19 protein-coding genes are annotated in these 22,128 nt (G+C 60.4%); 4 read left to right on the forward strand and 15 right to left on the reverse strand.

Going from position 1 to position 22,128, the window contains the following annotated elements; all coding sequences use genetic code 11:
* Nucleotides 1–5 precede the first annotated feature (5 nt).
* From ACU0FH_RS02820 to ACU0FH_RS02835, 4 genes are all read left to right on the forward strand, one after another.
* A complete protein-coding gene (locus ACU0FH_RS02820) occupies nucleotides 6–1,544 on the forward strand; it encodes a tripartite tricarboxylate transporter permease (protein ID WP_446193267.1) in 1,539 nt (512 codons plus the stop codon).
* Nucleotides 1,541–2,506, forward strand: coding sequence for a Bug family tripartite tricarboxylate transporter substrate binding protein (locus ACU0FH_RS02825; protein ID WP_446193268.1), 966 nt, complete (start codon nucleotides 1,541–1,543; stop codon nucleotides 2,504–2,506). Before ACU0FH_RS02820 ends, ACU0FH_RS02825 begins: the two co-directional genes overlap by 4 nt.
* 81 nt (nucleotides 2,507–2,587) lie before the next feature.
* Nucleotides 2,588–3,790, forward strand: a complete 1,203-nt coding sequence (locus ACU0FH_RS02830) for a CaiB/BaiF CoA transferase family protein (protein ID WP_446193269.1) — start codon at nucleotides 2,588–2,590, stop codon at nucleotides 3,788–3,790.
* A gap of 278 nt (nucleotides 3,791–4,068) precedes the next feature.
* Nucleotides 4,069–6,084 (forward strand): sensor histidine kinase, encoded by a 2,016-nt coding sequence (locus tag ACU0FH_RS02835; protein ID WP_446193270.1) that lies wholly within the window; start codon nucleotides 4,069–4,071, stop codon nucleotides 6,082–6,084.
* Nucleotides 6,085–6,280: 196 nt separating this feature from the next.
* Here ACU0FH_RS02835 and ACU0FH_RS02840 read toward each other — a convergent pair whose 3' ends face one another.
* The 15 genes from ACU0FH_RS02840 to bchF form a co-directional block, all read right to left on the reverse strand.
* On the reverse strand, nucleotides 6,281–6,700 hold the full coding sequence (locus ACU0FH_RS02840) for a c-type cytochrome (RefSeq protein WP_446193329.1): 420 nt from the start codon (nucleotides 6,698–6,700) through the stop codon (nucleotides 6,281–6,283).
* A 92-nt stretch (nucleotides 6,701–6,792) separates the two neighbouring features.
* Nucleotides 6,793–8,007, reverse strand: a complete 1,215-nt coding sequence (gene hemA, locus ACU0FH_RS02845; RefSeq protein ID WP_446193271.1) for a 5-aminolevulinate synthase — start codon at nucleotides 8,005–8,007, stop codon at nucleotides 6,793–6,795.
* Complete coding sequence (gene puhE / locus ACU0FH_RS02850; protein ID WP_446193272.1) at nucleotides 7,997–8,800, reverse strand: putative photosynthetic complex assembly protein PuhE; 804 nt, start codon at nucleotides 8,798–8,800, stop codon at nucleotides 7,997–7,999. The genes hemA and puhE overlap by 11 nt, the downstream gene beginning before the upstream one ends.
* Nucleotides 8,800–9,924 carry a magnesium-protoporphyrin IX monomethyl ester (oxidative) cyclase gene (acsF, locus tag ACU0FH_RS02855; protein ID WP_446193273.1) on the reverse strand — a complete coding sequence of 375 codons (1,125 nt, stop codon included), beginning with the start codon at nucleotides 9,922–9,924 and terminating at the stop codon, nucleotides 8,800–8,802. Before acsF ends, puhE begins: the two co-directional genes overlap by 1 nt.
* On the reverse strand, nucleotides 9,921–10,217 hold the full coding sequence (locus tag ACU0FH_RS02860) for a hypothetical protein (protein ID WP_446193274.1): 297 nt from the start codon (nucleotides 10,215–10,217) through the stop codon (nucleotides 9,921–9,923). The genes acsF and ACU0FH_RS02860 overlap by 4 nt, the downstream gene beginning before the upstream one ends.
* Nucleotides 10,218–10,230: 13 nt before the next feature.
* Nucleotides 10,231–10,698: a photosynthetic complex assembly protein PuhC gene (puhC, locus tag ACU0FH_RS02865; protein WP_446193275.1), complete on the reverse strand. Its 468-nt coding sequence runs from the start codon at nucleotides 10,696–10,698 to the stop codon at nucleotides 10,231–10,233.
* Nucleotides 10,699–10,707: 9 nt separating this feature from the next.
* The gene (gene puhB, locus ACU0FH_RS02870) at nucleotides 10,708–11,337 is read right to left on the reverse strand and encodes a photosynthetic complex putative assembly protein PuhB (RefSeq protein ID WP_446193276.1); all 630 of its coding nucleotides are present in this window, start codon (nucleotides 11,335–11,337) and stop codon (nucleotides 10,708–10,710) included.
* 25 nt (nucleotides 11,338–11,362) lie between these two features.
* Nucleotides 11,363–12,139 (reverse strand): photosynthetic reaction center subunit H, encoded by a 777-nt coding sequence (puhA, locus tag ACU0FH_RS02875; protein ID WP_446193277.1) that lies wholly within the window; start codon nucleotides 12,137–12,139, stop codon nucleotides 11,363–11,365.
* A gap of 28 nt (nucleotides 12,140–12,167) precedes the next feature.
* Nucleotides 12,168–13,607 (reverse strand): PucC family protein, encoded by a 1,440-nt coding sequence (locus ACU0FH_RS02880; RefSeq protein ID WP_446193278.1) that lies wholly within the window; start codon nucleotides 13,605–13,607, stop codon nucleotides 12,168–12,170.
* Entirely contained in the window at nucleotides 13,604–14,275 is a 672-nt protein-coding gene (gene bchM, locus ACU0FH_RS02885; RefSeq protein WP_446193279.1) for a magnesium protoporphyrin IX methyltransferase, read from the reverse strand. The genes ACU0FH_RS02880 and bchM overlap by 4 nt, the downstream gene beginning before the upstream one ends.
* Nucleotides 14,275–15,174, reverse strand: coding sequence for a ferredoxin:protochlorophyllide reductase (ATP-dependent) iron-sulfur ATP-binding protein (bchL, locus tag ACU0FH_RS02890; RefSeq protein WP_446193280.1), 900 nt, complete (start codon nucleotides 15,172–15,174; stop codon nucleotides 14,275–14,277). The genes bchM and bchL overlap by 1 nt, the downstream gene beginning before the upstream one ends.
* 34 nt (nucleotides 15,175–15,208) lie before the next feature.
* Entirely contained in the window at nucleotides 15,209–18,772 is a 3,564-nt protein-coding gene (locus tag ACU0FH_RS02895) for a magnesium chelatase subunit H (protein WP_446193281.1), read from the reverse strand.
* Nucleotides 18,762–20,306, reverse strand: coding sequence for a ferredoxin:protochlorophyllide reductase (ATP-dependent) subunit B (gene bchB / locus ACU0FH_RS02900; protein ID WP_446193282.1), 1,545 nt, complete (start codon nucleotides 20,304–20,306; stop codon nucleotides 18,762–18,764). Before bchB ends, ACU0FH_RS02895 begins: the two co-directional genes overlap by 11 nt.
* Nucleotides 20,303–21,571, reverse strand: coding sequence for a ferredoxin:protochlorophyllide reductase (ATP-dependent) subunit N (locus ACU0FH_RS02905; protein ID WP_446193283.1), 1,269 nt, complete (start codon nucleotides 21,569–21,571; stop codon nucleotides 20,303–20,305). The genes bchB and ACU0FH_RS02905 overlap by 4 nt, the downstream gene beginning before the upstream one ends.
* Nucleotides 21,568–22,050 (reverse strand): 2-vinyl bacteriochlorophyllide hydratase, encoded by a 483-nt coding sequence (gene bchF / locus ACU0FH_RS02910; RefSeq protein WP_446193284.1) that lies wholly within the window; start codon nucleotides 22,048–22,050, stop codon nucleotides 21,568–21,570. Before bchF ends, ACU0FH_RS02905 begins: the two co-directional genes overlap by 4 nt.
* Between the last annotated feature and the right edge of the window lie 78 nt (nucleotides 22,051–22,128).

Here is a 22,128-nt window from a genome sequence, read left to right on the forward strand (position 1 = left end):
CTGATATGCAATCCTTGATCGGCGGCTTCAACGACGTCTTGAACTTTTACACCTTGTTCTGGATCCTAGTCGGCGTCATGACGGGCTACGTGCTCGGCGCGCTCCCGGGTCTCGGCAAAGGCACCGGTGTGGCCGTTGCCATTCCCTTGACCTTTTACCTTGAACCCGTGGCCGCCATCGCGCTTTTGATCGGCATTGCAAAGGGATCAGCCGCAGGCAGCGCCGTATCGGCAATCCTGTTGAACACGCCGGGAGAGCCGTCTTCCGCCCCGACCGCACTCGACGGCTATCCCTTGGCCCGGCAGGGCAAGGCGCAGAAGGCGCTAAAGATGGGACTCTATGCGTCGGTCATCGGCGATTTCCTGTCCACGGTCGTACTGATCACCCTAGCCGCGCCTCTGGCCCAATATGCGTTGCTGATCGGTCCAGTCGAACTTTGCGCGATCCTCGTCTTTTCCCTGACCTTTATCGGCGGTCTGTCCGGCAAGTCCCTGATTAAAGGCCTGATCGCCGCCGCATTCGGGATCCTTGCCGCCACGGTCGGGCTCGAAACCGAAAGCTTCATTCCAAGGCTGACCTTCGGCCTCCTCGAACTAGATGACGGACTGCCCTTGATCCCGATTGCCATCGGTATGCTCGCCGTCGCCGAAATGGCGATCCAGGCGGGAAACATGAAACAACTGGATGAGCAGACAGCTGCCATGGCCGAAAGCAATGATCCCGCCGACCGTACAGTCACGCGCGATGATTGGCGTCGCTGCGCCATGCCGATCCTGCGCGGTACGTTCATCGGGTCGCTCGTGGGTATCTTGCCCGGCCTTGGCGCCAGTGTCGGGTCGTTCCTGTCCTATGGGGCTACACGTCGCGCATCCGACGATCCCGACAGCTTCGGGACCGGCCGGATCGAAGGCGTCGCTGCTGCTGAAAGCGCCGATAATGCCGTGGTGCCGTCAAGTTTTGTCCCGCTCTTCGCCCTCGGAATTCCGGGCAGCGTGATTGCGGCCATCCTGATTGCGGCCTTCGTATTGCACGGGTTGACGCCTGGGCCGCTGATGTTCCGCGAGGACCCGCAGTTGGTCGCCGCAGTCTATGCCGCCATGCTCTGCGCCAGCGTCGTGCTGCTCGCGATCGGCCTGACAGGGCAGCGGTTGTTTTCGCAGGTCGTCCGGGTGCCAATCCGGCTGATCATTCCGGGCGTACTGCTGCTGTGCTGCATCGGTTCCTATATGGAAACCAGCAGCCTCTTCCCGATATGGATTATGCTTGGCTTTGCATTGCTGGGCTTCTTCGCCAAAAAACTGGACTTCTCGTTCGTCACTTTCCTGATCGGCTTTGTCATTGGCCCGTCGGCAGAGCTGACCTTTCGGCAGTCCCTTCAGCTTCTGAACCACGACTGGCGCAATCTGGGTGATCACCCGATCGCGCTTGTCTTCATGGCCCTTACGCTGGTGACGCTTGTCATCCTCGCGCGGGGCCGCACCAAAAGCGCGTCCCACGAAACCGGACCCGCCGTTGGACAAAATCACGAAGGGAGGATATCGTGAAACTGAACCGACGCCATCTTACAGTGGCCTTTGCCGCGCTCTTTCTGGGCACAACAGGGCTGACCGGCCCCGTGCTGGCCCAAGAGGATTACCCGACCAAACCGATCTCGATGCTGGTCGGCTACAACGCCGGCGGACAGACCGATCTGGTCGCACGTGCTGCGGCGCAGGTCCTGTCGGCCGAACTCGGCCAGCCGATCAATGTCATAAACCGCCCGGGTGCGGGCGGGGCTGTTGCCGCACGTGAGGTGACCCAGGCCGAGCCTGACGGTTATACGATGCTGTTCCATGCCAACTCGGTCGTGAATGCCGAACCTTTCCTGATGAAGCGCGTGAACTTCACACCGGACGATTTTGAATGGGCCGGGTTCATAACGGCTTATCAGGTCAGCCTCGCCGCGCCCGCCAGTGCGCCCTATGACGATCTCGACGAGTTCATCGCTTGGGGAAAAGAAAACCCCGGCTTTTCGGTCGCATCTCTCAGCCCTACGGCAAGAATGATGATGAACGAGATCGCCAAGAAAGAGGGACTGGAGGTCAATTACGTCCCAGTCAAGGGTGGCGGCGACATGGTGAATACGCTTTTGGGAAATCAGGTGGCGGCGGCCTATTCCGGGGGCATCCACGTCAAGTATCCTGACCAGATCAAAACTCTGGCCACGCTGACCACCTATCGCCAGCCGTCCTGGCCCGATGTTAAGTCAATCGAGGAATACGGCTATCCACTTGCCATGGACAGCCGCGCTGGGGTGATGCTTCCCAAGGGCACGCCGCAGGAGATCGTGCAAAAGATTTCCGATGCGCTGGCCAAGGCCGAAACCGATGAGACCTTTCTCAAGGTCACCGGCTCGGCCGCCATTCCGGTCATGTACATGAATGCACAAGAGGCCCGCGCCGAGATGGATCGGACCTACAAGGTGCATGGCGAGATATTCCGCAAAGCGGGTATCGAACCGCAATAATTGCCTGCATCCAACCGCACGGCCCTGGATAGGGCTGTGCGGCACATTCCCTTACCCGAACGTTTCATAAGGACCCTACCGATGTTCCAACCGCTCAAGGGCCTGCGGGTCGTCGACCTGTCACAGGTGCTCGCCGGACCCTATGCCACCTATCTTCTCGCACTGATGGGCGCGGAAGTGATGAAAATTGAGAAACCGGGTGAGGGCGACTGGACCCGCGTTGGCGGCGGCGTCCCTGAACTGGCTGAACGCAAGTTGGGTTTAGGTTACCTCGTTCAGGGCGGTAACAAAAAGTCGGTCACTTTGGACCTCAAAAGCCCGGAAGGTCTCGAGGTCGCGAAGAAACTGATCGCGACCGCGGATATCTTCATTGAGAATTTCAAGCCGGGTGTTGCCGAACGCTTGGGTCTGGGTTTCGAGGTGGTCAAGGCGCTGGCGCCCAAAATCGTCTATTGCTCCATATCCGCCTTCGGGCAGAACGGCCCATTCAGCGGCCGTCCGGCTTATGACCATGTCATCCAAGGCATGTGCGGTATCATGATGACCACCGGTCAGCCCGGATCGGGGCCGAACAAGGTGGGATCGCCCTATGTCGATTATGCCACTGGAATGAACGCAGCCCTGGCCGTTGTTTCCGGCGTGCTCGAAACTCAACGCACCGGCGAAGCCGTTCAGGTTGATGTGTCGATGCTCGATACGTCGCTGATGCTGATGGCGTCCCTGATGAGCACCCATCTCACAACCGGCTGGATCCCTCAGCAATCGGGTAATGAAGCCTGGAGCCAGAGCCCTTCGTCCGGTGCTTTTGAAACCGCGGACGGCGTGCTGATGCTGGCCGCCAACAATGAACCGCAGTTCCAGCGTATGTGCCACGCAATCGGCGCACCCGACATCCTGCAGGACCCGCGCTGGGGTACGCCCGGGGACCGAAGTCAGAATGCCGCAGAGTTGCGTGAAAAACTGAACGCGATCTTTTTGACCCGTCCTGCCGCCGAATGGGAGACAATTCTCGCCGACGTAACAGTCCCCGCAGGACGTATACGCGGGCTGGAGGAAATACTGCACGAAGACCAGATTGCTGCGCGCGGTTTGATGTCCACGCTTAACATCGAGGGGATTGATCACCCGGTCCACGTGCCTTCGCTCAGCTTCGTTGCGAATGGCAAAGCGACCACGGCTACCCGCGTGCCTTCAGAACTTGGTGCAGACACCGATGCGGTGCTTGGCGCTTTGGGCTACGATGATGGTGCGATAGAAAGTTTGCGAAACGCCGGTAAAATCTGAGGACCGACGTGTGTATGTTGCCGGTTTTTTTCAGGAACAGCTCCGTCAAGAAACATCGGTAGTATCGGTAAGGAATTGAAATAAAAACTTTAATTTGCGGCGTGACACTATAATAAATATTGTAAGAAATTCGCACCGCTGTATTTGCCGGGTTTTTTTAATAATCAAGCATTCGTCATAAAATAAACATTTTCGAATAATGTATTGCTAGCGCTTGCTGAAAGTCCTCGCGGAGGAGGGGGCTTACTAAAACGCTGGCAATATATGGGATGGAGAGAATGTTTAATTCCGAAACTATTGCCCGCTTGTCTGGTGCAGGCATCGTAATTCTGACGCTGATCCTCGGCACCCTCGGCAGCGGCCTCCTGCTGCTGGAAAATTCACGCTATAACAGCTTGGTCCTCGCTCAGGTCGAAGACGATCTGCAGGATATTGCCCGAGATCTCCAGAGCAAATTCTATGGTCTTGATGTGACGGCAGGACGTCTGGGAACAGCTGCGGCTTCAGATGCGGGCGTTACCGCAGAAATCGCGTCAAACGCAGCTCAAGTCCTCGTGGGGCTCCACCCAAGCATCGCGGGCGTGTCCATTCTGGATAACCAGAACGGAAGCAAGGTCAGCTACGGATTTCAATCGCCGGAAATGATTGTTTACGCAGACATCGCATTGCAGTTCACGGTCTTTCCGTCACCATTCATAAGTGAAACCATCCAAGGCAGCGATGCCTCCAAGCTCCAACTTGTCGCCTACCCGATCTACCGAAAAGTTGGCGCCACGACGGGTAGGCTATGGGGTTCGATTCTTGTCGCCTTCCGCGATGATGAGGTCCTGACGGTTCCGACCGGGCAGGAAAGCTACAATGGTAAGTTGCTCGTCGCGTTAAGATCCGTCGATCCATCCTCGGCAAGTCAAACGCTGCTCGGCAGCCAAAGAGCTTTGACGATGGAGCCGGTCAGTAAAACGATTGCTTTGGGATCGAACGAATGGGAACTTCTCGCTGTCCCATCAGATGGGTGGCCTTCTATTTCGGCTTATTTCCTGCCTCTGCTAGCCATAATCGTTCTTGTCATTTCTCTTGTAACGATCGCCTTGGAATGGGTTCGGCGTCTTTCCCGCGCGAAAGTCCGCGCGCACAAGCTACTGAAAAATGCGGTCGAAGCCATCGATGCAGGTTTTGTTCTCTATGACGAGCATGATCGCCTGCTCGTCTGTAATTCCCGTTTCGCGGCACCTTTCCAAGACATCCTCGGCGATGTCGGACCGGGAATCCGGTACGAAACCCTTATCCGCATGGCCTCCAAGGGCCGCCGCAATCGGGAACTGGTTTCTGATGAAGAATGGGTCCGGGAACGGCTCGACGCGCACAAGGACGGTCAGGAGTTCGTCTATATGCGCCCGGACGAAAGCTGGGTGAGTGTTTCTGAAAGCCGCACCGCGGATGGTTTTTCGGTCTCGATTCTGACGGAAGTTACGGCGTTGAAAAATGCACAGATTGCAGCCGAGGCCGCGAACTCACAAAAGTCCGATTTCCTTAGCAACGTCACACATGAGCTCCGTACCCCCCTGACGGTAATCATTGGCTACGCACAGTTTCTCGCAAAAAAAGGCCTCCTTCCACAGCGAACAGCTTTCCTTTCCGAGTTGGAGATCACCGACCAGGAACAAGGCCTGGGAAAGGCTGGGTTCGCTTATGATCAGGCCGTCGAACTCTATTCGACCAAGATCGAGAAATCGGCCGACCACATGCTCACCCTTGTGAACGATTTGCTGGATTGGGCGGAAGTAGAACGTGGCAAGGTCGACATCGATTTCAGTGATGTGGATGTCGAGGAAGCGGTTCAGTCCATCCTCGATGATCTGACCCCGATGGCAAAGAAAAAGGGGCTGACATTGACCGCAGAGGTGAACGCGGCCACCGCCTTCGCGGATAAAAAGCGCCTGCGTCAGGTTCTGTATAACCTCGTCGGCAACGCGACAAAATTCACCACAGAGGGCGGCATAACCATAGCTGCCGAAGAGAACAACGGGCGCGTTTTCTTCAGAGTCGAAGATACAGGTTGCGGCATCGAACGTGAGGATCTTGAACGCATTTTCGAAAGGTTCCAGCAGGTCGATAACTCGCCGACCCGGGCGCATGGCGGCTTTGGCCTTGGGCTGGCCATCGCTAAGCAGATTGTCGAAGCTCACGGAGGCCGGATGTCAGCAACAAGCGAAGTCGGCAAGGGCAGCCGCTTCCAATTCGACCTCCCGGTTTCCGCGGCGGAAGAGGAGACAGCTGTTCTGTCCGTGGCATGACGATACGACTCAAAGGCCTTTATCGGTACCTTCCATCGTCGCAAGGCATCGCAGGGCGCGGAGCAATTTTTAAGTCACCCCAGCGATAATCCTTCGTCATTAGTTCCCGTGACATCGCGGCGAGGACACGGGAACTCTGGCGTGGTACAAATTACCCCGAGAAATCCTTCAAGCTGCCGGTCCGGTTGCGATCCGATCACTCGCTGACGGAAGCGATGTAGGCCCAGACATTCTGCGCATCTTCTTCCTTGTTGAGCTTGAAGATCATCTTGCCTCTGGCCTTGTCGTCTTCAAGGTAGCCTCTCAGGAAACCTGTTGGATCTGCGACATAGGGAATGAAATGTTCCAGATCCCAATTCAGACCCGCTTCCCCGGCTGCCACCATCGACTCCGAGTAGTTGAAGTCTTCGACGCTGCCAGCTTTCCGACCGGCCACACCGTATAAATTGGGGCCGACCTTGCCGCCTTTGACAATGGCTTCGCCGCTTGCATCGACGATGGAATGGCATGCCTTGCACTTATTGAATTCTCTGGCGCCTTTTTCCGGGTCTCCGGATGCGTCCTGCGCGAAAGCGGGAACAGCCAAGCTCAGGGCTGCCGCCGAAACCAAAAACACGACTCTCATTTAAACCTCCCAAAATGATATCTGTAAACCTAGCGCACCATGTTAGTTGTCAAGTGCACGAAAAAGAGACCTGCGTTTCTTGATCAGGCAACCGCCCGGGCCAGCGCACATTGCTTCCACAGAACAGTAAGCGCTTGCACCAGATGATCGATATCCGCGTCGCTGTGCAGCGGCGATGGCGTAAACCGCAGACGTTCCGTTCCTTTGGGGACGGTCGGATAATTGATCGGCTGCACGTAGATTCCGTAATCGTTCATCAGGATATCGGCCAGCATCCGGCATTTGACCGGGTCCTTGATCATCACCGGTATGATGTGGCTGGGGTTGTCGAGATGGGGAATGCCCTGCGCATTAAGCATCGACCGCAGTCTCGCCACGCGGTCACGCTGGATTTTGCGTTCCTCATCGGACTGCTTCAGATGCGCAATGCTCGCTTGTGCGGCGGCCGCGATGGCCGGGGGTAGGGCCGTGGTAAAAATGAAACCCGAGGCGAAAGAGCGGATGAAATCGCACATCGACGCCGATCCGGTGATATAACCGCCCATGCAGCCATAGGCTTTGCCCAGCGTCCCCTCGATCAGGGTAATGCGGTCTGCCAGACCTTCGCGTTCGCTGATACCACCGCCGCGCGCCCCATAAAGGCCGACCGCGTGAACCTCATCCAGATAGGTCATCGCGCCATGTTTTTCGGCGACTTCGACGATCTCCTGCATCGGGCAGATATCGCCGTCCATCGAATAGACTGATTCAAAAGCGACGATCTTGCAGGTATTGGCCGGCAGGGCCGACAGCGCACGATCGAGGTCTTCCGGGTCGTTATGTTTCCAGATGACCTTGTTGGCGCGGGACTGGCGAATGCCTTCGATCATGCTCGCGTGGTTAAGTGAGTCAGACAGGATCACCGCATCGGGCAGGCGGCTGCCCAGCGTCGACAGAGCGGCCCAGTTCGACACGTAGCCCGAGGTGAACAGCAGGGCGTCCTGCTTGCCGTGCAGATCGGCCAGCTCCCGCTCCAGCAGCAGGTGATGGTGGTTGGTCCCTGAGATATTGCGCGTCCCGCCCGCGCCAGTGCCGCAACGATCGATGGCCTGTTTCATGGCCTCGCGCACCACCGGATGCTGACCCATCCCAAGATAGTCGTTCGAGCACCACACCGTCACCTCGTCGGGCGCATTGTCATCATGGCTTTTCGCGCGGGGAAAATGGCCGCAGCGCCGCTCCAGCTCGGCGAAAACGCGGTAATTCCCCTCTTGCTTCAAAGCGTCGAGTTGCGTGTCGAACATTGCATCAAAATCCATGATGCACCTCCCGAATTGTTTTCTTGGTTTGTGTGGGTTTCGGCGCGGGAAGCATCCAGCGCCAGAGTTTCGCGTCGGGCAAAGGCAGGACCATCAGCCAGTGTTCGACCAGCGCCAGCCCGGTAATCGCGGCAACAAGCGCATAGCCGGTGCGCGCGCCAGTGCTCTCGGCCGCCAGCAGGCGCTCCAGCCAGCAATCGGTGGCAAAGGCCAGCAGCGTTACCGACACCGGGAACAGCCAGTTCATCGGCGCCATGCGAAAATGGCTTGGCAGGTGCGACAGGGCTTCTGGCAGGAACTCCAGATTGATCCGTGGCACGCCGAGATAGAGGTTCAGCTTGGCTGAGATCCGCGCCGCGAAAAGCACGAGGAAGGTCCAGACGCCTACCTGATTTTCTGCCCCCCATCCAAGGGCCAGCATGGCCAGCGCAAAGCCGAGGATCAGCATTTCATGATGGGCGATGGTGCCCCATGCGCGAATGAACCTTTCCCATTCGGGAATGTCTTTCGGGCAGGGATGCAGGTTGGGACCGGTGGCAAGCCCGGTCAGAAAGGCAAGCTCGATCCAGCCCCATATCGCCAGCGCCGCAAGAAAGCCACTATAGGCCCCTATGCTGCTCGTGTCCTGCAATGTCGAAGTGAATCCCCAGATGCCAAGCCCGAGGAAGGGCAGGGCGGCGAGAGCGACATTGGCTCCGCCTGTCCCGGCACGCCGCACCACGATCAGGATCGCGCCGGTGGCGAACCACCAGAGAAACAATGCAGACAGTGCGGCGATCCAGGGGTTTTCCATCAGTAGGCAGGCTCCAGACGGGTTGAGGCTGGAACCACATGGCGCTTGACCGGTATCGTATAAAGCCCCGCAAATGCCATCGCCGCCCGCGCCGAATTCAGCGTGCTTGTCAGCCAGCCGCCCAGCCCGCCACGCCGCTTGCCCTCGGCGATGCGCGCATTGGCGCGCTGGAGTTTCTCACAGCCGCGCTGCCATCTCGGGTTGTCGATATCCAATGTGACCGGAAAGATCTGCTTGGTCAGCTCGGAGGTCTTGGTAAACACTTCCCGCGCGTACCAGTCGGGATCGACGCCAAGGGCTTCGTGGAAGGCCGGGCGTTGATGGTCACGCACGTACATCGTGCCGTAGACCGCCGTCAGAAAGAACTTGATCCAGTAAACATTCATCCCCGAGGTCAGCTTGGGGTCGCTTTTCATCAGCAGGGCAAAGGCTTCGCCATGGCGGAACTCGTCGTTGCACCACTCCTCGAACCATTTGAAGATCGGGTGAAACCGGTGCTCGGGATGCGCCTGCAGATGCCGGAAAATCGTGATGTAACGCGCGTAGCCGATCTTTTCCGACAGGTAGGTGGCGTAATAGATGAATTTCGGCCGGAAATAAGTGTATTTCTTCTTTTGCGTCAGAAAGCCGAGGTTGATCGCCACACCGGCTTCGCGCAGCGCGTCGTTGATGAACCCGGCATGCCGTGCCTCGTCCCGCGCCATAAGCTGGAAAAGCTCGGTGATGTCCTTGTTCGTCCCGCGCCGTTTCATTTCCTTGTAAAGCACGCAGCCTGAAAATTCGGCCGTGCAGGACGAGATCAGAAAATCGATGAACTCCTTGCGCAGCGCTGGCTCCATCCCGTCCCAGTCGACATGGTCCCAGTCTTCGTTTTTCTTGAAATGGCCCTTGTTGGGGTCGCTTTTCATTTCGTCGATCAGCGCGTCCCAATCGGCGCGAACAGGCGACACGTCGATTCCGTCCATCTCGTCGAAGTCGGTCGTATAGAACCGGGGCGTCAGCAGCGTGTTCTGCATTGCCACATCCGTGGCCGAGGTGCTGTCGATGTCCGACTGAGCCTGCTGAAGCGCCAGCGACTCTTCGGCATTGGTCATGTCGGCGGTGTGCATGGTCTGGATGTTCATAGCGTCACCTCTTCCGAGAATGAGAATTCGCAAAGCTCCATCACTTCGAGATCTCCGGTCCAGCGGGTCCAGAACCGCTCCAACGCACTGGCGCGAAAAATGACGGCCTCGCGTTCTTCGCGGATGACCTCGCCAAAGGGCGCCATGATCTCCGGGCCCTGTACCTGAACCTCGTCACCCGGATTGACGGTGACGCCGTTGCTGAATCGTACATGCGCGTGCAGGCTTTCGAACCTGTGGCTGATTTCGACGGTACAGGGTGCCCGTTCGACTTCCTTAGTGATCAGTCCCATTTTTGCTTCCCTCTCATCTGTCCAGAAGCCTGGCGAAGGCCCTGGCATTATCCGCGCCGAACCCCATGAGGTCGGCGCTCCAGCCTGTGCTGGGGTCGGTAATGGCAATCCGGCCGGTGTCGCGGCGCACCAGCACGACCGGCCCGTCCGGCGCGGACCGGTTCTTGATCCTTTCGCGGTTGATGACCCGGGCGACCCCCGCGACAAACCCGCCTTCTTCGGGTCCAAGGTCGACCATCGGGCTGCCGTCGGGGTTCAGCACCTGCACCGCGCCGCTGAGATCGTTAAAGGACAGGATCAACTTGCGCTCCGCGACGATCGCACCTTCGGGCGGGGTGGCGGACAGGGGCACGTCGCTCAAACGGGCATAGGTGACTAGGGCCAGCACACAGATAACCAGCGCGAACATCGCGCGCAGCAGATAGCGCGGGATTTTCCCGTCGGGGGCTGCTCTGCGTTCTGCGCTGGCGTACATGGTCATGATCTCATCTCACTCTGCGGCCATCACCTGCGGTGCCGGGCGCCGTTCGATCCGGGGTGTCGAGACGCGGGTTTCTGCGGCATCGGCCAGCAGCGCGGCGACCTTTTTGGCGTCGGGAATGCAGCGCAGGGCCGGTTGTGTCTGGAAATGCCAGGGCCGGACATGCGGCCAGCAGACGAGGTAACTCAGCCTCACACTGCCATCCGGCTTCAGCGCGATCGTCCCGGTCCCGTCGCGGCGCAGCGACAGGTCGGCTGTTGCGATCCGGGTAAAGGGCATGTTCAGCGTGACCGTCAGGGCCGATCCGATCCGCATCGCGACCCGTCGATTGGTAAGCGTGTAAACCGTGGACCGTGCCTGCACAAAGGCGACGATCCAGAGTAGCCCGCAGCTGATCGCGCCAAGGATCAGAAAGGGAATGGAAGCCGCAATCGCCAGGTCAAGCGGCATCTGATCGACCACGGTGACAAACCGCCAAAGCGTGAGCGCAATGAAATACCCCGCAACCCAAAGGATATTCAGCGCCTCCCGCGCCAGCGCCCAAGTTTCCGGACGCCCCTGCCAAAGGATCTCTTCGCCTTCCGGCGGCAGTTCCGGCAGGCCCTTTATCGGTTCTGCGGCGAAATCGTCATGGCTCATGGCGTCATCTCCTTGCGTCGGGGTGTCAAAGCTGCGGCTCTAGCCGCTCCGCGCTCGCATACAGAAGACCCCCGGCGTAATAGCCGCTGATCTTGTCTTCCTCGAGCAGCGTCACCTGATTGGGCGCTGTATGTTTGGGAACCGCTTCGAAATGGCTGGAAAAGATCGAGCGTACAGCGACGTGGTTCGATTTCACCTTTGCCATCGGCATCGGCACCAGCCGCGAACCCATCCCGATATTGCCGTCCAGCTCAATTTCGAGATAGCGCACCATCTGCTCTGGCTCGTCGAGCCAGAGGTCCTTGATCCGTCCCACGATCACCCCGTCGCCTGCGACAACCGGCATCCCGCGCGGATCGCGGCCCGCGACGATCTGGTAATGTTCGGAAGCGGCCATCGGCACGATTTTCGGGTGTCCGGCCCCGTCCAGTTCCGGCACGTCGCGCCGCATCGCCCATGAGGCAGGCCCCACCCCGTCGATCATCGGATCGCCAAGCGGGACCATCGGAAAACCTTCACTGACCGCCGTACGCGCCAGCGCCATATCAAGACCGGCGCGTTCGCCCTTTTGGTCGCTTGGGAACGAAACGATGCCGCGGCCATGCGGCAGGATAAAGGTCTTGTCATCCGGTACCGGGAACATGCCCTGGTTCGCCGAAGGCTCGCCGTTTTCGTTCTGCAGCGGATAACCTTCGCGCATGTTCTCGCGTTGAAGGTAATAGATCAGCAGCGCGAAAAAGATCCAGAAAAGCCAGATCGACAGGCTGGCGAGATCGAAATTGCCAAAGAATGTCTGCGTCATGGAATGATCCTTTCCGGCGTCAAAGATGTCATGTCGGGAAATCGGCAAGGCCGATCCGCGTCGGGGTTGCAGATAGCGGGGCAGGTCGGATCGCGCTGCGCACAAGCGGTCCAAGCGCCGCGAGGGTCACAAAAATCAGTCCGATCTCGATATGGTAGACAAAGGAGTATCCGGTCGAGGCGCTGTTCAGCCCGGCACCCAGATGCCCGGCCAGCGCCTGCGTGTTGATGACATCGCGCAGCGTGCCGCCAATCGCGATCGACAACCCGGCGGCAGTGGCCTGCGCCGCGCCCCATGCGCCAAGGGCAAGACCACGGCCGGCGACGTCTCCCACCGGCAGCGCCATGGCGGCGGTCAGGGTGGCGACCGAAAAGAACCCGCCGCCCAGCCCGATCAGCCCGGCACCGGCAAAGAACAGCAGGCCCGACTGCATCGGCGCGGCAAAGATGACCAGCGAAAAGGCAACCAGCCCCACGATCAGCCCCAGCGCGGCAATGCGAAACGGATCGCCATCCCGGGCCAGTCTCCGCGCGGCCGCGCAAAATCCAGCCAGCGCGCCGGACGCCCAGACGGCCGTAAGCATGGTCGTCGCTCCGACCGAAAGACCAAGGATCTCGCCGCCATATGGCTCCAGCAGAACATCCTGCATGTTGAATGCCATGGTGCCGAAAAAAACGACCACAAGCAGGCGCACAGCCTGGGCGCGCGCGGCGAAATCGGTCCAGGCATCCGCGAATTTCGGACGCGGCGCGCTACGTTCGGCTCGGGTCATCGGGCGCACGGATTCCTGCTTCCAGAGCGCGATCAGGTTCAGCGCGATGCCAACCACCGCCGCGCCCTGCACCACTCGCACCAGCCGCAGACCCGAGAAATCGCGCAGCAGCCAGCCGATGATCACCGCCGACAGACCCATGCCCACAAGGAACATCACATAGAGCAGTGCTACGACGCGCGGCCGGGTTTCGTCGCTTGCCCGGTCGCTGGCCAGCGCCAGCCCGGCGGTCTGCGTCATATGCAGCCCCAGCCCTGTCATCAGGAAAGCCAGCGCCGCCAACACTTCGCCGGCAAAGGGCACGTCGTGAACCGGGTTGCCGCCAAGCACTAAAAGCGCAAAGGGCATCACCGCCAGGCCGCCCATCTGCCACAGCGAGCCGAACCAGAGATAGGGAATCCGCTTCCATCCGATCGCGCTGCGATGGGTGTCGCTGCGAAATCCAAGCAGGGCGCGGAACGGCGCAATCAGAACGGGCAGGGCGATCATCACCGCCACCACGCTCGCCATGACGTTCAGCTCCACGATCATCACCCGGTTCAGAGTTCCCAGTAACATGACCGAGGCCATGCCGACCGACACCTGAAACAGCGAAAGGCGCAGCAATTGTCCCATCGTCAGCCCCGGGCTGGCCGCATCCGCAAAAGGGAGTGCGCTCGGCGACAAAAGGGTCAGGGGGCTGCGCCGGGATTTCATGAGCGATACTCCAGCGCGTGCGAGATATAAAAGCCCGAGCTTGTCCGTCCCACATCGGTCATGCGTGCGGGTCCGCCAAGTTCACGTACCAGACGTGCGGGCGAATGCGGCACCATGACGGGCGACCGGTCGGCGCGGGGAAACATCTTGCCGCTGTGCCACATCGCCATCAGCAGCGGTGTGCGCGGTGCGACGGTGAAAACCAGCGACTGCGTGCAGCGCGCGCCAAGCCCGGCCACCGCGGCTCTTATGTCCTCTGGCCCGTAGTAGATCAGGCTGTCCATCGCCAGCGCGTGATCGAACGTCCCAAGTTCCGCGTCGAGCATATCGCCCACAGCAAAGCGCACGCGGCCCGCCAATGCCGGGTCAAGCCGTCGCCGGGCGATGTCGATCAGCGAGGGTGAGACATCCACGGCAACAACGTCAGCACCGCGCGCGGCCAGTTCCGCCGTCATCTGACCGGCGCCACAGCCCGCATCCAGTATCCGCGCGCCGTCCAGATCATCCGGCAGCCGCGCCAACATCCGGGCACGCATCTGGTCACGTCCCCGGCGCACGGTTTCGCGGATACGACTGACCTTGGCCGTACTGGTCAGACGCTCCCATGTGAGGGTCGCGGTCTGGTCGAAATAGGTTTCGACCCGGTTGCGTGTCGCCTCGTAGGTCATCAATCGAATCCCAGCAATTCAAAGATTTCACGGTCAGGCAGCGGCGCAGGCGCCAGCGGCTCGGTTCCGTTCCAGAGCGTTTCCGCCAAACGTATGTATTCCTTCTGGACCGCGACGATGTCCTCGTCGGCGTCCATCTCGAACAGCGTCTTTTTCTTCAGCCGTGACCGGCGGATCGCGTCGAGATCGGGCATATGCGCGATCCGGTTGAACCCGACGGTGCTGCAATAGCGATCCACCTCGTCGGTCTCGCGCGAACGGTTCGCGACGCATCCCGCCAGCCTCACCTTGTAATTGGCAGATTTCGCCTGCACGGCCGCGATGATGCGGTTCATGGCGTAGATGCTGTCGAAATCGTTGGCGGTCACGATCACCGCCCGATCCGCATGTTGCAGGGGCGCGGCAAAGCCGCCGCAGACCACATCGCCCAGCACGTCGAATATCACCACGTCGGTGTCATCAAGCAGGTGGTGCTGCTTCAGCAGCTTGACGGTCTGGCCAACGACATACCCGCCGCAGCCGGTTCCGGCGGGCGGCCCGCCGGCCTCGACGCATTTGACACCGTTGAAACCGTCAAAGACGAAATCCTCGGGGCGCAGTTCTTCGGTATGGAATTCGACCTCCTTGAGGATGTCGATCACCGTCGGCACGAGCGTACCGGTAAGGGTAAAGGTGCTGTCGTGCTTGGGGTCGCAGCCGATCTGCAGAACCCGCTTGCCCATCATGGAAAACGCTGCCGACAGGTTGGACGAAGTCGTCGACTTTCCGATCCCGCCTTTGCCATAGACCGAGAATACCTTGGCCCCTTCGATCTTCAGCGCATCGTCCTGATGCACCTGCACCGATCCTTCTCCGTCCAGTCCGCGCAGGGACGGAACGCCTTTGTCGAGCGGGCTCATGAGGGCTTCCTTTTCGGCTTAGGGGTCAACAGGGTCATTCTGCGGCAATCCCTTCCATGCGATCTTCCAGAAGGTCGGCGGCGTCCTGAAGCGCGGCAAGCGTAGCGGCGTCTGGCGTCCAATAGGATCGGTCATTCGCTTCCAGCAGGCGATTGGCCATTCGGGAGCTTGCGACCGGGTTCAAAGCCGACAGCCGCGCGCGCATATCCGCATCCAGCACAAAAGTTTCCGAAAGCCGTTGATAGACCCATGGTTCCACCTGTCCGGTGGTCGCGGACCAGCCCAGCGTATTGGTCAGATGCGCTTCGATCTGGCGCACCCCTTCCGAGCCGTGGGACAGAAGCGGTTCGTAGAATTTCGGGTTCAGCGCCCGCGACCGGGTTTCCAACGCGACCTGCGCCGCCAGCGTTCGAACCTGGCCCGCGCCCCGCGTATGGTCGCTGATATAAATGGCGGCCTCTTGTCCGCGGGCGCGTTTCACCGCCCGCGATATCCCGCCCAGCGTATCAAAGTAGTGGTCCACCGTGGTGACGCCCAGCTCGATGGATTCGAGGTTCTGATAGGCGACTTCGACATCACGCAGCACCTCGGTCAGCAACGCCGGATTCTGCTGAGCCTTCCCGTTCACGCCATAGGCAAAGCTCTTGCGTGCCTGATAGGCATCGGCCAGTTCGTCCTCGTCACCAAAGGCGGAACTGTCGACCAGCTGGTTCACGTTCGACCCATAGGCGCCCTCGGCATTCGAAAACACCCGCAGGGCGGCCTCTTCGAGGCTGACACCCATCCGCTCGGCATAGGCCAGCGCATGGGCGCGCACAAAGTTCAGCTCAATCGGTTCGTCGGCCGTCGCCGCCAGAAGCGCGGCTTCGGCGAGAAGCCGCGATTGCAGCGGCAGCAGGTCGCGGAATATGCCCGAGAGCGTCATCACTACGTCGATCCGGGGTCGGCCAAGCTCCGCCAGCGGAACAAGGTCGGCGCCGCTCAAACGGCCGAAACTGTCGAACCGGGGTGTGGCCCCGATCAGCGCCAGCGCCTGACCGATAGGTCCGCCATCGGATTTGATGTTGTCGCTGCCCCAGAGCACCAGCGCGACCGACCGGGGTAGCCCGTCATGGGTTTCCAGCAAAAGCTGCGCCTGTTTCGCGCCCTCGCGGCAGGCAAAGGCGGTCGGCATCCGGAACGGGTCAAAGGCATGTATATTGCGCCCGGTTGGCAGGATCTCGGGATTGCGGATCAGATCGCCGCCCGGCACCGGCGGGATGAACCGACCCTCCAATGCGCGCATCAGCGCGTCAATTTCGCTGTCACGATCCAGATGGGCTTCGACCATTCGGCGCGTTTCCTCGGTCGCATCCGCCACAAGCTCGAGGTATTCCGCCTTGGCCTCAGCACTCAGTTTCCGGCCAACCACGTGCAACCCATCGGGGATCAGCGCATCCTCGGTTTCCAACAGCCGCAGCCACAGCGCCTCCGGATCGTTTTCAGCCAGATCGACGGCGGCAGCCTGTTCGCGGATCAGGGCCTCCAGCTCATCGCGTTCCACCGCGTCGGGCGAGGTGCCGCGCCAGCGGGTCAGGCTGTCCTTCAACTCGGCAAGCCCTTTGTAGAGACCGGCCCTGGCCAGCGGCGGGGTCAGATGGCTTACCGTCACCGCGCCGCTGCGTCTTTTCGCCAAGGTCGCCTCGGACGGGTTGTTCGAGGCATAAAGGTAGACATTCGGCATCTCGCCGATCAACCGGTCCGGCCAGTCCGTGGCCCCCATCCCCGCCTGTTTGCCTGGCATGAATTCCAGCGCCCCGTGCATCCCGAAATGCAGCAGAACATCCGCCTGATAGGTATTTCTCAGCCATAGGTAAAACGCGGCAAAAGCATGGGTCGGGGCAAAGCCGCGCTCGAACAGCAGGCGCATCGGATCGCCCTCGTAGCCGAACGCTGGCTGCACACCGACAAAGACATTGCCGAAATGCTGCCCCAGCACAAAGACGTCACGTCCGTCGGTCTGCACCCGCCCCGGAGCCGGGCCCCAGATCGCCTCTATCGCTTCAAGATGGGCGGTGCCGCGCACTATAGTCTCTGCACTGATCCGGTCCGCGATATTGGCTTCCTGACCGTATCGCCCCGCATTACCTTCGAGCACGGCCGACCGTAAATCATCGACGCTTTCGGGAACCTCCACTGTATAGCCCCGCGCGGCCATCGCCCGGAGCGTGTTATGCAGGGATTCAAACACGCTCAGATAGGCCGCCGTGCCCGCCGCCCCGGCATTCGGTGGAAAGCCGAACAGCACGATCCCGACCTTTTTCTGCGCCAGTTCGCGTTTCCGCAGCCGCACCATGCGCAGGGTCTTCTCTACAAGGCTGTCGATACGTTCGGGGCAAGGGGTCATCGACTTGGTGCCCGCCCCATTCGTGCAACGATGCGCACAACCAGCGCATCCGTCAGACCCATGACGCCCGGCAAAGACCGTCGGGTTGATCGCCCCGTCCAACTCGGGCAGGGCAACAAGCATCGTCGTCTCGATCGGACCAAGCCCCTGCGTGCTCTCGGCCCATTGACCCAGCGTCTGGAATTCCAGCGGGTGCGCCGCCAGATAGGGCACATCCAGCGCTTTCAGAACCTCTATTGCGGCGGCGTTGTCGTTATAGGCCGGTCCGCCGACAAGGCTGAAACCGGTGAGCGACACAAGCGCGTCGATCTGCACGGCACCGGCCTTGCGGAAATAACCGTCGATGGCCGGTCGCCCGTCAAGCCCACCGGCAAACGCCGGGATCACCCGCAGTCCCGCCGCCTCCATCCGGCGAATGACCATGTCGTAATGCGCGGTGTCACCGGACAGCACGTAAGAGCGCATCAACAACAGTCCCACGGTGCCTTGGGTTTTTCCAAGCGCGGGCAGATCTCTCTCGCAGGTCGTGATGCGTGTCGGAAGATCGGGATGGTAAAGGCCAGCCTCCGGGTACTCGACTGGCGCGGCGGCCTCAGCCCCCTGCCATTCGGGCCGCTTTGCATACTTGCCCAGCAGATAGCGGACCATCGCCTCGATATTGTCGTCCGAACCGGCAAGCCAGTATTGCATCACAAGGAACCACGACCGCAGGTCCTGCGCTTTGCCGGGAAGGAACCGTAGGATACGCGGCAGGCGGCGCAGCATCTGCATCTTCTTCGCGCCGCTTTCGGTCGAGGGCGCACTCGATCCGCGCAGCCGTTTGACCAGTTTCATCATCGACGAGGCGGGTTTTGCCATGTCGAGCTGTCCCAGCCGCGTCAGCTTGACGATTTCGGCGTCGGCGATGACGCCGATCATGCCATCGACATGATCGCGCCGCGCTTTGAGGTCGGGCAGGATCTGGCGCACATGTTCCTCGAGGAACAACAGGTTGGCCAGGATCATGTCCGCGCTGGCGATAGCGACTTTGGCCTTTTGCAGTGTCTCCGGGTTCTCGCCCCATTCCGCCGCCGCATGGACCGTTACCCGCAGCCCCGGAAAGTCCTGCGCAAGGCGCAGGCTTGCCCGCGTCACGGGCCCCGCCGCATGGGAATCCAGCGTGATGATCACCACGTTATAGGCCTTGGCCGTGATGTTGAAATCATCGCGCATAATGGGCCTTTGCTTCGTAAAGAGTCTCGGCGCTGATTTCGTGCTGGCCCCGGTCATGGGCAAAAGCCTCGGTGTTGCGCCGCGCCTTGCCACGCACAAAGAACGGGACCTTTCGCAACTCGGTTTCTGCCTCTGCCAGCCAGATGACCGTTTCCGGATCGGCAACGGCATCAACCGCCACGGTAGTCGGCGCAGATGCGGGGGCTGCATTGCCGCGCGGCACGGCCGGGCCGCCATGATGGCTCGCGCCCGCGTCATCGTGAAATTCGAAATCGTCGCGGAACATGTGCAACAAATGTTCCTCAAGCCCCATGACCAGCGGATGCACCCATGTGTCGAAAATGACGTTGGCACCTTCCAGCCCCATCTGCGGCGAATAACGGGCGGGGAAATCCTGCACATGCACCGGTGCTGAAATCACGGCGCAGGGGATGCCAAGCCGCTTTCCGATATGCCGCTCCATCTGGGTGCCAAGGATCAACTCGGGCGCGAGATCCGCAATCGCTGCCTCTACGTCGAGATAATCTTCGGTGATCAGCGCCGTCAGTCCAAAATCGCTGGCCACGCGGCGCACGGCGCGGGCCTGTTCGCGGTTGTAACAGCCGATGCCGACAACCTCGAAACCCATCTCGTCCCGCGCGATACGCGCCGCAGTAACCGCATGAGTGCCATCGCCAAATATAAAGACGCGCTTGCCGGTCAGATAGGTGCTGTCCACGCTGGCCGTATACCAAGGCAGACGCAGCCGTTCCGTGTCCAGACGCGGGGCCAAACCTGACAACTCGGCCACCTCCGCCACGAAATCATGGGTGGCGCCAACGCCGATCGGCACGGTCTTGGTAAAGGGCAGGCCAAGCTCGCGCTCCATCCAGCGACAAGCACTCTCGCCGGTTTCCGGGTACATCAGCACGTTGAAATGCGCGGCTCCAAGCCGGGCGATATCGGCAGGCGTCGCGTCCAGCGGGGCGACAACATTCACCTCGGCGCCCATATCCGACAACAGTCCGGTCAACTCGGTCACGTCATCGCGGTGACGGAACCCAAGCGCGGTCGGCCCGATCAGGTTGCAGCTTACCCGTTCCGTCCGATCCACAGGCCGCGCGAGCGCGCGGGTGATCTGGAACAAGGTCTCATCCGCGCCAAAGTTTTCCTTGCGTTGATAGCTCGGCAGGTCCAGCGCGATGACGGGCACCGGCAGGTCCATCGCCTCGGCCATGCCGCCTGGATCGTCCTGGATAAGCTCAGCCGTACAGGATGCGCCCACGATCATCGCTTGTGGACGAAATCGGTCATAAGCGTCCTGACAGGCGGTCTTGAAAAGCATTGCGGTGTCGGCACCCAGATCGCGCGCCTGAAAGGTCGTGTAGGTGACAGGTGGGCGGTGGTCGCGCCGTTCAATCATCGTGAACAGCAGATCGGCATAGGTGTCGCCCTGCGGCGCGTGCAACACGTAATGCAGCCCCTTCATCGCGGTCGCGACACGCATGGCCCCCACATGGGGCGGGCCTTCATATGTCCAAACGGTCAGTTTCATTCCGCCGCCACCCGCAACATATCGCGTCGCCGCAGGGGTCGCGCGAAAAGGCCGGCCAAATCACCCGCCTGTTCGTAGAAATGAACCGGGGTGAATACCAGTTCGATGGCCCATTTGGTCGTCAGCCCTTCGGCCTCCAGCGGGTTCGCCAGCCCCAACCCGCAGACAGTCAGATCCGCCCGTGCGGCGCGGGCCCGATCCAGTTGCAAGTCGACGTCCTGCCCTTCAGATAGAACCGGCCCCTCGGGGATCATCGCCAAATCAGGTTCGACAAGTTGTCGATGGATGTAAGGCGCGCCGATTTCCAAGGCGCGCATCCCGCATTCCGTAATCAGAAACCGGGCCAGCGGGATCTCAAGCTGGCTGTCCGGGAAAAAGAACACCGAACGGTCGCGCAACACTTCAGACGCCCGCGCCACGGCATTGCGCGCCCGGGCGCGCGGCGCCTCAGTGACGCGCTCGAAAACGGCATCCGACACGCCGAACTCATCCGCAATCGTGCGCAGCCAAGCCGTTGTACCAACCTCGCCAAAGGGGAAGGGCGCCGGGATATGGCGTGCGCCCCGACGCTCAAGTGCGGCGCAGGTTTCGCCCAGAAACGGCTGCGTCATGGCAAAGACGGTTTTTGAACCCACGCCCACCGGATCGTCCGCGCGCATCGACGGCAGCACCGTGACCGGGCCGATCCCAAGCTGGTCCAGTAGGCTCAGCGCCTGATCCTGTACCACGTCGGGCAGCGCGCCCACCATAAGCAACTGCCGGTCATCAACTTCGGGCAGATCCGGCACCATCGCCGCCAGACAGGCATCCTCGCCTTCGGTAAACGTCGTCTCAATCCCCGAGCCGGAGAAATTGAGCACGCGCACTTGCGGTGCGTATTTCCTGCTGAGTCTTTCAGCCGCTTTCGACAGATCGAGCTTGATCACTTCCGATGGGCAGGACCCGACAAGAAACAACCGCCTGATGTCAGTACGCCGCGACAAGAGACGCTCGACCTCGCGATCGATCTCTTCCTGCGCATCTGCCATCCCGGCAAGATCGGTTTCTTCGAGCACCGCCGTTCCGAAACGCGGTTCTGCAAAAATCATTACCCCCGCGGCGCTCTGCAACAGATGCGCGCAGGTGCGCGAGCCGACCACAAGAAAGAAGGCATCCTGCATTTTCCGGTGCAGCCAGATGATCGAGGTCAGACCGCAGAACACTTCGCGCTGGCCCCGCTGGCGCAGCACCGGCATTTCCGCACAACTGAGGGCGGGCCCGGTCATTCTGTCACCCGGTCTTCAAGCCGCGCGATGCGCAGCTTCCAGACGAACTGGCCTGCGTTGATCACGTAGGCAAGGTAGGCGACCAGCGCCAGCGCCATCAGCCCTTCGGGGGACAGCGACCCGGCCCAGAGCGCGTAGAGATAAGCGCTGTGCAGGGCGATGACGGCGAATGAGAAGATATCTTCCCAAAAAAAGGCCCGCGCAAAAAGGTACTGGCCGAAAACGACCTTTTCCCAAATGGCGCCGGTGATCATGATCAGGAACAGCACGCCGGTTTTCACGACGATGGACAGCGTCGCCAGCGCATACCCTTCACCGGTCAGCAGATAGCGCAGCACCAGAATGACCGAGATCAGGAACACCGCGAACTGCAGGGGCGCTAGGACACCCTGAACCAGCGTCCAGCGGGAGGCGTCGCGCCTCTTACGCTGAACTGGCGTATACAGGGGGCCTGGATGTGCATTGTGGCGTCGGGACATATCCGATTCCTCACTTGCTTGTGAGAAAATCTAACGGGCGTTTTGGATAAGTGTCAATCAAAACTTACACATTCAACC

Source organism: Heliomarina sp., assembly GCF_052826185.1.